Source organism: Legionella navarrensis, assembly GCF_052527415.1.
The window spans coordinates 1-6,469 of sequence record NZ_JBNVZR010000038.1; the positions used below are offsets into that span (position 1 = coordinate 1).

The following is a 6,469-nucleotide window of genomic DNA, read 5'->3' on the forward strand; positions in this document are numbered from 1 at the left end:
GTAAGATTATGCTTGGGCACTTTAATCTCCAATTCGATCGCGAAATCAATTGGTTAGTCTAGACTAACTTGATTAAAGTGCCCCCTTAATTGGGGTAGAGCCGAAATAAAGAATACAAGATGCTATTCTTAAAAGATCAATCCTCTTTCTTATCATTGAATACATAGGCCTTCCAAGCATGAATATCCACACTGGATTTAATCAACCCATTTAACATATCTGGAAAATTGTCTACAAGCGTCCCAGCTCCCTCACCCAACACCTTAGATCCAAGATATTTCAAAGATGACTTTAAAACACCTTTGAATGATCCATCAGGTGCTCCAGCCTCAATCAATGCGGCTTTAACCTTCTTATGTTCTTTCTTAGGAAGATAGTATTCAATAATTCCTGAAACAGCGTTTAGATTCATTCTTACTACGGTTTGGCTAAATGAACCATCGGAAACATGGCCGATCTCTTTTAGCCTATTCTTTAAATAAACTCTAAGCAAAGGGCTTTCAATATCTAATACAAAATAATCCCCATCTTTTGCGAAATCCGCATTTAATAAAAACTCAATAATTTTTTCATCCAGAATTTTGTCATCTTCTAGTTTTCTAACATCATAATTATAAATAAGCTGAGATGCTTTAGTCTGAGTAATACCTAGCTCAGTCATAAGACTATAAAGAGATGTATTCTCATTAAATATCCCAGTATTTTTCATTAACTCAAACACAAGGTACTCAAGTTCTGATTTATTATGTATTCCAAATGCAGGATCTGTAATTTGGGTTAAAAATTTTATTAAAGCCTCTTCTATAACTTGACTTTTAGTCGAAATCCTTTTCGATATATCCATTTTTGTATCCAAAAATATATAGTTTATTTATTTTAGTAGATATTTTAATTTTTATATTTTAAAAAATTAAATGACGAGCCCGGATGCAGGCGCAACAATAATCCGAGATATTAAGCTTCGAACATCCCGAGTTCCATTTCACTTCACCCGGGCTGCACTAGCTGCCATTCTCAATAAATGAGTCTATAATCATTGCATTCGCAAAGAATTATACGGTTGTTGACGGTATTATTATGGATGAGTAAAAATTGAAGAATAAAAAAATAAGATATTGAAATCTATGTATAATTATTCAAAACTCCATTGTTTTTATAGAAATTAAATCTAAAGGAACAAAAATGGGCAAAATATGTTGGAAAAAGGATTTTAAACCCCATCAATTACTATCAATTTTAGAAAATGCAAAAATAATTGCAAATGGCAAGGTTTCATTTACAGGATGGGAAATTCCCAGCATTACAGTTGCTGTTAAACAAAGCATATCATTCCCTGAGCAGTATTCTGAAATAGACCAAAATAAAGTTATTAAAGAAGCTTTAAATAATGTTGCATCACATGCACCCATAACCCCAGATAAAGTCTTGGAAGCAGTACAATTACTTGCTGAAAAATACAAGAAATTACAACCAGAAAATTACTTTTTACTGTCGAAACTATCAATAAATTTCATTGATATTGTAGTAGATAAAATAAAGCCAAATAAAAATCAGATCCAAATTGCTCTAAATGACGATAAAATTAATTATGTTCTCTATAGTTCACCTAAAGGAACAACATCTGGAACTATTGAATTTGACGAAATAGGATTCAATCCTAGTCCAAGAAAAGACCTCACCCAACAATTAAAAGATTGTCTTCCCAATGTTGTAAAATTACTTGATGAACGAAATGAGTTAAAAAAAGTATTAATAAAAGAAATGACCATTGGTGACATAAAGGTATCCTTCTATAGAGGAGATTTTCCAAGTAAGTTCAATGGAAGAAATGAGCTCATAAGAAATATAGCATTTAGATCTAAAATGAATGATCCTGGCTATATATTTACAGTAATTAAAGTTACTGCAAACAATGAGAAGTCTGCTTTCAATAAAGCACTAAAAACCCTACATGCTATAAGGGCTTATTTATGCTTAATCTATAATCCATACCCTTCATTTGAATATAATATCAATCCATTCGTACCAATAAATAGCATTCGTACCGGGGAGGTATCGACTCTTCATAATGAAAACGGCGATGCGCATCTTATATTTAATATAGAAAACGATTTTAAACCCAAAGAAATTATCATAAGTGAAACAAAGGCATTAAATATTATACTCAAAGATTTTAAATCAACTCTAAAATCTTCTTATAAAAATAAACTGATTGAAGCATTAAATTGTTATGTTACAGCTTTGGATAGTAAAGATCATAACGTAGGATTAATGCGAATCTGGAACGCGATTGAAATTCTCACTTCAAAACAAGAAGATTCCTTTGATAAAGTTGTTAAGCGATTTTCTCTTTTATATGCAAATGAACCATATAGATTACAAATTTTAATGTATATAAGAGACTTTAGAAATAGATTTGTACATAACAATGAAGACGATATCAATGCTAAGCATTACTGCTTTGAATTACAGAAAGCATTTAAAGATATGCTTTTTTTCCAACTTCATAATAGTTCGATTTTTGAGAGCTTTGACGATATGCTTGCATTTCTAGATTTACCGAAGACCAAATCGGCACTTACAAAAAAATCTAAATTAATTAATAGAGCAGTTAAATATGCGAAATAATTATTTACATGGTAAGTAAATATCATATTACAGCTTGTTGATGGGTCGGGATGAATTCACATCTTCAGATTTAAATTATAGATACTCAAACAATGTTATGACCTGCCCGGTTTTTTAAAACCAAAATTACATAGAAACGCTAACCTCAGTTATTAAATTCTTACTCAGTTTGCCTATAAATTCACTTGGTGTTTGATAATTCAAGCTTGAATGAGGCCTCACATTATTGTAATGAATTCGCCAATCTTCAATGACTACTTTTGCTTCAAGTCGACAACGAAACCATTCAGCTGAGAGACATTCATCCCTGAATTTACCATTAAAACTTTCATTGGTGCCATTTTGCCAGGGTTTACCTGGTTCAATGAGTGCGAGTTCCAGTGAACTACTGGTTGCCCACTTCAACAGGGCATGACTGAAAAATTCAGGCCCATTATCTGAACGGAAATATCGGGGAACACCATGAATACACATAAGCCGGCTTAAGACCTCAATGACACGCGATGAACGAATGGAAGCGGCTACATCAATGGCAAGGCATTCCCGTGTATATTCTTTTCTTATGACCATGTAAATATACAATTTCACAACTGTACCACAAAAATGCTTATGCCTTTCTCAAACATTGCTAGCAATCTTGAATGAGATTAGAATCTCTGTTCTACAGAGGTAAAGCCATAGAACGCTGTATTTTTTGGCAATGGAGTTGTAAATATGAAACTTAAGCTTTTTGATGCGGATAACAATAAATTATGGAAAAAAACGATTGATAGATCCGAATATGATCATTTAAGAGTAATTACAGACCCTAACCTAACACTTACCTCATTATACGCTCAAGTCCTTACTCCTGTCCGTACTCATGCTTTAACATCTCTGGCTCTAGATTTATTTTTTCCTTTCACTGGTGCAGCTATGTCTGTGGTTGGAATTAGCGGTTGTATGCGTGATTGCCCAAGAAATCCAGTAATATTTCCAGTCAGCCTTTCAGTAGTTGCTATGCTTGAGTTAATGACTATGCCTGTACGACTTGCTACCTTGATCCCAAGGGCTTGTTATAATGCATCGCAACCAGAACATCCATTTCGAACATGGTTGTATCAGAATGGAGCACCTGCTGAGTGTTTTGAACTAGATATGGTAACCATTCGTATAGACGCGCATCTAAGCCATCCAACTGATCCCTCGAAGCCGAGTTTGAGTTTGGGCACTTTAACAAATGTCAATTTTTTTGCTCCTAACTTTGTGCTTAATACACGTCCTGAGATGGGGCTCACCGACTTGAGTATTAAATACCAAGGATATCAAGATCAAAGTATTGCTCCATAATGCATCTATTGGTTCAACATCCAGGTCTGAAAACGGTGGGAATGAGAATTTAACTATAGTCTTTCGATATTGGGTTAAGATGGATCTTAACCCTAAAAAATACAACCTGCGCCAATATGTACAAATAATTAGCTATCAAAAGGAATTATGATATGGGTTATGACATTATTGCTATATAAAGCGCCAAATTGATGTAACGTGGCCCAAACCTTGCCCCCATTACCTGCAATTGGCCTGTCAAATAATTTTTTACTTGCGAGAAAATTACCGCCCAGGCCATATAGAGAAAACTCTAAATTATTTCCTTGATTAAATTCATAAAAATGATGTTCATCCAGTAAATTCAAGTTATCAATTTGCAACTCTGTATGTAATCGTTTCAACACTTGGGCAACTAATCAATAAAAGTTGCAGGGGATACTTTAAACCGTTCAGACAATTTTCTAATCTGTGTAACATTCAATTGACGCTTGCCATTTAAAATCTCGGAAACAACGCCCTGACTTCCAATTTCATTTTTCAAATCATTTTGATTTAAATCATGTTGTTCCATCAAGAATTTCAAAGCATCAATACCAGTTCCTTCTTCTAAGAACTGATAGTGCTCATCATCATAAATAGAGATCATATGACTTATCACATCTATAAGCCCCATGAGCTCATGAGATTCATCTTCTCCAACAACATCAAGAAGCTTATCAAGCAAGCTGGATAATTTTTCATAATCATCCGTATTTTGAGGCTCATGAATAACAGGAGAAATTTTTTTCCAGCATTGAATGGTATCTTGTATAAAATCATTATGTGCTAAAGCAGTCATATTCATTTCCTCCAGTCGCCCTTATCATATTCTTTATGGGTTAAAATGTGGCGAATATATAATTTCTTTCGATTAAAATGGATGCTTGCTATCAGTCTCAGCTTATTCCCGCCAATATCAAAGACATACAGATCTCCAACTTTATCAACACTATTAAAAGATGCTTTTAAATCAGCATAACTTTTGAACTCGTTGTTTTTCACAATCTTATGCCAGCCAAGCAAAACAGTCGCACATTCAGGATGCAATACTCTTGCTTCTTCAATTCTTCTTTTTGTTATAATGTGCATAATAATTAATCACCACTATTAAACTTAATTTTATCTCAAAATGAGATATTTTGCAATTCTATATACAAATTTATAGTTAAACAAGAAAATGCGTCACCGGTTCATTCATATGCTTAACCAAAAAATTAGTAACCTGCTGCATAGGCTTTCTTAGTCGCTCAACATCCCGCATGATATACCCTGCTGTTACATCATTGCTCATTTTATGATTTAACAAGCGCTTCAAAGCATAAGCGGGCAGATCAAGACTTTCAGCAATAGTGGCAAAGGTTCGACGCAAATCGTGCAAAGTAAATGGAACACCGGATAGCTCAACGACCTTTAACACAGCTTTTTTAGGCTCGTAGATATAACCTGTTTTACTATCAGCTGGAAAAATAAACTCACTGGTTTTCTGGCAACTTCTCCGCTCTAACAGGTCATAAATGAAATCCGACATCGGTAAAGTATGCACTTCTCTATTTTTAGTATCTTGTAGCGTAATAGTTTTGGATTTCAGATCAATATCTTCCCAGCGTAAAGAACCGGCTTCGGTTTTACGCATTCCGGTAAACAGCAATAACAGGAAGTAATCATGCCATAACAGTGCATTACGGTAAGGCTCACCCTCCACCAATTGCATGATACCTTTATACCAATCCGCCAGTTGATGCGGTTTGATCACGGTTTGCTTGTGATCTACCCGAAACCACCCACGGGTATGAGACAGGTATTTTACAGGGTTGACGACAATAATCGGCTGGCCATCGCCTGTTTGATATTCATATATGGCAAAATTAAAGATCGCTCTTAATACCCGCATGGCATTATTAGCACGAGCTTTGCTATTAGTTGCGCCATGTTGTGCATGCCGTTTGGCGATCATCTCGCGGGTTATTTTGGTAACAGGCTTATCCAGCCAGTCCGGTACCACTTCGTGCAGAAGGTCTATTCCGAAGACATCGGTTACAAATTATACCGGAGACATAGGTAACACTTTAGGCCCAAAAGGATTGGGTAAAGGCTCCAATTTACATGTCTGCTCATCAAAATAACCTAAATCATACTCCATAAAGCTAACTAACCATATGTTGTCTTCAACCTCCTTAATTCCTACGTTTTGCCCAGCTAACACACTTGTTAAATTGATTTTTTTACCTTTCAAACACAACCTGCCACAGTGGGTTACTGTAATAATTTTATCATGAAATGGGTATTCTACTTCAGGAAGCCCTTTATACTCTTTAGTTGAAGGGACATATACTTCCCCAGGATAACGCATGTCTAAGGCTTGATGGGGACGCTCATTGTTGTATTCATCTATGAAACGATCAAACTTTTCTTGTTGTTGCAGAAAGCAAGCGTAGGCTGGGCTGAAAAGCCCAGCACCCTACTCACCAAACCTCAATAACTCAAAAGAGTC

At 35.2% G+C, this 6,469-nt stretch carries 7 protein-coding genes and 3 pseudogenes; 2 read left to right on the forward strand and 8 right to left on the reverse strand.

Annotation, left to right across the window (positions count from 1 at the left end; all coding sequences use genetic code 11):
- Positions 1-136 precede the first annotated feature (136 nt).
- On the reverse strand, positions 137-844 hold the full coding sequence (locus ACQUTA_RS12905; RefSeq protein ID WP_444988678.1) for a hypothetical protein: 708 nt from the start codon (positions 842-844) through the stop codon (positions 137-139).
- A gap of 338 nt (positions 845-1,182) precedes the next feature.
- Here ACQUTA_RS12905 and ACQUTA_RS12910 point away from each other — a divergent pair, with 338 nt between their 5' ends.
- A complete protein-coding gene (locus tag ACQUTA_RS12910) occupies positions 1,183-2,628 on the forward strand; it encodes a hypothetical protein (protein ID WP_444988679.1) in 1,446 nt (481 codons plus the stop codon).
- A 126-nt stretch (positions 2,629-2,754) separates the two neighbouring features.
- On the opposite strand, the pseudogene ACQUTA_RS12915 reads toward ACQUTA_RS12910, so the two are convergent.
- Positions 2,755-3,198: pseudogene (locus tag ACQUTA_RS12915) on the reverse strand (integrase core domain-containing protein); the annotation flags it as partial.
- Positions 3,199-3,342: 144 nt separating this feature from the next.
- Between ACQUTA_RS12915 and ACQUTA_RS12920 the strand changes: the two are divergent.
- Complete coding sequence (locus ACQUTA_RS12920; protein ID WP_444988680.1) at positions 3,343-3,957, forward strand: hypothetical protein; 615 nt, start codon at positions 3,343-3,345, stop codon at positions 3,955-3,957.
- Between the two features lie 128 nt (positions 3,958-4,085).
- Here ACQUTA_RS12920 and ACQUTA_RS12925 read toward each other — a convergent pair whose 3' ends face one another.
- The 6 genes and pseudogenes from ACQUTA_RS12925 to ACQUTA_RS12950 form a co-directional block, all read right to left on the reverse strand.
- A complete protein-coding gene (locus ACQUTA_RS12925; protein WP_444988681.1) occupies positions 4,086-4,343 on the reverse strand; it encodes a hypothetical protein in 258 nt (85 codons plus the stop codon).
- An 8-nt stretch (positions 4,344-4,351) separates the two neighbouring features.
- Entirely contained in the window at positions 4,352-4,777 is a 426-nt protein-coding gene (locus ACQUTA_RS12930) for a helix-turn-helix domain-containing protein (protein WP_444988682.1), read from the reverse strand.
- A 2-nt stretch (positions 4,778-4,779) separates the two neighbouring features.
- Positions 4,780-5,067 (reverse strand): type II toxin-antitoxin system HigB family toxin, encoded by a 288-nt coding sequence (locus tag ACQUTA_RS12935; RefSeq protein WP_444988683.1) that lies wholly within the window; start codon positions 5,065-5,067, stop codon positions 4,780-4,782.
- Positions 5,068-5,143: 76 nt separating this feature from the next.
- Positions 5,144-5,992, reverse strand: a pseudogene (locus tag ACQUTA_RS12940) (tyrosine-type recombinase/integrase); the annotation flags it as partial.
- Positions 5,993-6,019: 27 nt separating this feature from the next.
- Positions 6,020-6,328 carry a hypothetical protein gene (locus ACQUTA_RS12945; RefSeq protein WP_444988684.1) on the reverse strand — a complete coding sequence of 103 codons (309 nt, stop codon included), beginning with the start codon at positions 6,326-6,328 and terminating at the stop codon, positions 6,020-6,022.
- Positions 6,329-6,409, reverse strand: a pseudogene (locus ACQUTA_RS12950) (integrase core domain-containing protein); the annotation flags it as partial.
- Positions 6,410-6,469: the final 60 nt, after the last annotated feature.

What these genes read in the sequence shown, in the direction of transcription:
- ACQUTA_RS12910 (WP_444988679.1), top strand. Translation starts at nt 1,183, where the DNA reads ATGGGCAAAATATGTTGGAAAAAGGATTTTAAACCCCATCAATTACTA.
- ACQUTA_RS12905 (WP_444988678.1), bottom strand. Translation starts at nt 844, where the DNA reads ATGGATATATCGAAAAGGATTTCGACTAAAAGTCAAGTTATAGAAGAG.
- ACQUTA_RS12920 (WP_444988680.1), top strand. Translation starts at nt 3,343, where the DNA reads ATGAAACTTAAGCTTTTTGATGCGGATAACAATAAATTATGGAAAAAA.
- ACQUTA_RS12945 (WP_444988684.1), bottom strand. Translation starts at nt 6,328, where the DNA reads ATGCGTTATCCTGGGGAAGTATATGTCCCTTCAACTAAAGAGTATAAA.
- ACQUTA_RS12930 (WP_444988682.1), bottom strand. Translation starts at nt 4,777, where the DNA reads ATGACTGCTTTAGCACATAATGATTTTATACAAGATACCATTCAATGC.
- ACQUTA_RS12935 (WP_444988683.1), bottom strand. Translation starts at nt 5,067, where the DNA reads ATGCACATTATAACAAAAAGAAGAATTGAAGAAGCAAGAGTATTGCAT.